2 protein-coding genes and 1 pseudogene are annotated in these 3,208 nt (G+C 73.6%); all 3 read right to left on the bottom strand.

Annotated elements, in window-relative coordinates; translation table 11 throughout:
* Positions 1 to 37: 37 nt before the first annotated feature.
* Positions 38 to 2,098 (bottom strand): acetoacetate--CoA ligase, encoded by a 2,061-nt coding sequence (locus ACFRMQ_RS39585; RefSeq protein ID WP_380735744.1) that lies wholly within the window; start codon positions 2,096 to 2,098, stop codon positions 38 to 40.
* Positions 2,099 to 2,185: 87 nt separating this feature from the next.
* Positions 2,186 to 2,752, bottom strand: coding sequence for an NUDIX domain-containing protein (locus tag ACFRMQ_RS39580; protein ID WP_380735742.1), 567 nt, complete (start codon positions 2,750 to 2,752; stop codon positions 2,186 to 2,188).
* Positions 2,753 to 2,803: 51 nt separating this feature from the next.
* Positions 2,804 to 3,208, bottom strand: a pseudogene (locus ACFRMQ_RS39575) (DNA hydrolase); the annotation flags it as partial.

Below are 3,208 nucleotides of genomic sequence, written 5' to 3'. Positions count from 1 at the left end.
TCCGGTGGGAGCGCCCCTTTCGTGTGCGCGGGGCCGGTCAGGCCTGGCGTTCGACGCGCAGCCGCTCGAAGAAGCGCAGGTGTTCGAGGTGGTCGACGGAGCCGGGGTTGACGGCCTGCTCCAGCGGGGTGCCGGAGAGGATGCGCTTGACCGGGACCTCGATCCGCTTGCCGGTGAGGGTGTGCGGGAGGCCGCGGACGGCGATGACCTCGTCGGGGACGTGCCGCGGCGAGAGCTCGGTGCGCAGCGAGGCGCGGATGCGGCCGATGAGGTCGTCGTTCAGCTCGGCGCCGGGGGCGAGGACGACGAACAGCGGCATCCAGTAGCCGCCCTCGGGCTCCTCCAGGCCGATGACCAGGGACTCGGCGATCTCGGGCAGGCGCTCGACCACCTCGTAGATGTCCGAGGAGCCCATCCGCACGCCCTGGCGGTTGAGGGTGGAGTCGGAGCGGCCGTGGATGACGACGGTGCCGCGGGAGGTGACGGTGATCCAGTCTCCGTGGCGCCAGATGCCGGGGTAGGTGTCGAAGTAGCTGTCGTGGTACCGGGTGCCCTCGGGGTCGTTCCAGAAGCCGGTGGGCATCGACGGGATGGGCTTGGTGACGACGAGTTCGCCGACGGTGTCGGTGTGCGGGTGACCCTGGACGTCCCAGGACTCGACCGCGGCGCCGAGGCAGGGCGCCTGGATCTCGCCGAGGTGGACCGGGAGGGTGGGGACGCCGCCGACGAAGCAGGAGCAGACGTCGGTTCCGCCGCTGACCGAGGCGAGCCAGACGTCCTGCTTGACCTCGTCGTAGATCCAGCGGAAGCCGTCCGGCGGGAGCGGGGAGCCGGTGGTGCCGATGCAGCGGACGGCGGAGAGGTCGAGGTCGCGGCCGGGGTGCAGCCCGGCCTTGCGGCTGGCGATGACGTAGGCGGCGGAGGTGCCGAGGACGGTGGCGCCGGTGCGGGCGGCCACGGACCAGAGGGCGCCGGTGTCGGGGTGGCCGGGGCTGCCGTCGTAGGTGACGATCGTGGACCCGACGAGGAGGCCGGCCAGCAGGAAGTTCCACATCATCCAGCCGGTGGAGGTGTACCAGAGGAAACGGTCCTGCGGGCCGAGGTTGAGGTGGAGGCCGGCCTGCTTGAGGTGTTCGAGCAGGATGCCGCCCTGGCTCTGGACGATGGCCTTGGGCAGGCCGGTGGTGCCGGAGGAGTAGAGGACCCAGAGCGGGTGGTCGAAGGGGACCGCCTCGAAGACCGGCTCGACGTCGTCGGCGACCAGGTCGTCCCAGGCCAGCGCGCCTTCGGGGGCGGGGGCGCCGAGCAGCGGGACGTGTACGACGGTGTGCAGGCTGGGCAGTTCCCTGCGCAGTTCGGCGACGACCTCGGTGCGGTCGTGGTCCTTGCCGCCGTAGTGGTAGCCGTCGATGGCGAAGAGGACGGCGGGCTCGATCTGCTGGAGGCGGTCGAGGACGCTGCGGGCGCCGAAGTCGGGGGCGCAGCTGGTCCACACCGCGCCGACGGCGGCGGTGGCGAGGAGGGCGACGGCGGCCTGCGGGATGTTGGGCAGGTAGGCGCCGACCCGGTCGCCGGGGCCGATGCCGCGGGCGCGCAGGGCGGCGGCCAGCGAGCCGACCTGGCGGCGCAGTTCGGCCCAGGTGAGGACGACGGGCTGCTCGGTGGTCTCGTCGAGGTGGAGGATCGCGGGGCGGTCGGCGTTGGCCGGGGCCACCCCCGCGCGCAGGGCGTGCTCGGCGTAGTTGAGGCGGGCACCGGGGAACCAGCGGGCGCCGGGCATCGCCGGGTCGGCGAGGACGGCTTCGGGGGCCTGGGTGAAGCGGACGTCGAACCACTGGGTGACCGCGGTCCAGAACCGGTCGAGGTCCTCGGTCGACCAGGCGTGCAGGTCCGCGTAGCGCTGGGCGGCCTGCTCGTCGTCGTCGGCCGGGGCGAGCGGCGCGGCCGGGGCGCCGTGGTGTTCGGCGGCCCAGGCCTGGAAGGCCACCAGGGTGGTGGCGGCGGCGCGAGCGGGGTTGGGGCGCCAGAGCGGCTGGTCCTGCGGTGGGGTGCTCACGGTGGTGGTCTCCCGGCCGGTGGTGGGGACGGGAGGGCTCATGGCAGACCCGTCCGGTTGGGCTGTCGGTGCAGACCATGCCATGTGATCGGCCGCCGCGCCAGGGTCCGCCGAGGGGAAGCCCTGAGGTCAGCGGGGCGTGAACTCGCCGTTGAACCAGCGGCGCAGGACGCCGTTGTGGAAGTCCCAGACGAGGGCGGTGTCGGCGGTGGCGAGCAGCCAGCCCTCGGTCTCGTCGGTGGGGCGCGAGGGCGGGAGGTCGGCGAGCGGGCGGGCGGGGAGCAGCCCGCAGAGCATGACGAAGCGGCCGGCGGGGTCGGAGGCGGTGTGGATCAGGGTGATCTCGGCCGAGTCGGCCACGATGCCCGTCTCCTCGTGGAGTTCGCGCACGCAGGCCTGCTGCCAGCTCTCGCCGAAGTCCATGTAGCCGCCGGGGAAGGCGAGTTCGCCGTAGCCGGGTTCGATGGTGCGGCGGATGACGACCAGCGCCGGGTCGGCGTCGGGGCGGGTGACGGGCAGGACGGTGACCGCGACGGGCAGCGGGTTGCGGTAGCTGATCTCGGCGCAGCCGGGGCAGGTGCGGGGCCAGGCCCGCGTGCCGGGCAGGTAGGGAGTGCCGCAGAAGTGGCAGTGGGAGTGCGGCCGGTGGTCGGTTCCGGGAGCTTCGCCGACGGTCGTCGCTTCGTCAGTGGTCATGGCCGGATGGTAGCCCGATGGATCGGCGGCGTTGCCCGGGGCCGCGGAGGATCAGGGGGACTCGGCGCCGTCGGCGGCGTCGTCCCGGGTGGGGCGCAGCAGCGCGGGGTGCAGCACGCAGGCACCGCCGGCGTGGTAGGTGCGGGCGCGGGGGCCCCCGCGGGCGCCACCGCGCTCGGTGGTGGTGCCGGTGCTCTCGACGAAGCCGGGCACGGACAGCACCTTGCGGTGGAAGTTGCCGGGGTGGAGCTTCTCGTCCCAGACGGCCTCGTAGACGGCGCGGAGGTCGGGGATGGTGAAGTCGTACGGCAGGAAGGCGGTGGCCAGCGGGCTGTATTCAAGCTTGGCGCGCACCCGGTCGAGGCCGTCGGCGAGGATGCGGGCGTGGTCGAAGGCCAGCGTGAGCGGGCGGGGGCCGGTGCTCCCGCCGACGCCACCCCCGTGGGTGTCGGCGGG

The organism is Kitasatospora sp. NPDC056783, from assembly GCF_042789895.1.
Taxonomy (GTDB): Bacteria; Actinomycetota; Actinomycetes; order Streptomycetales; family Streptomycetaceae; genus Kitasatospora.
This window is presented reverse-complemented; position numbering and strand designations above follow the sequence as displayed.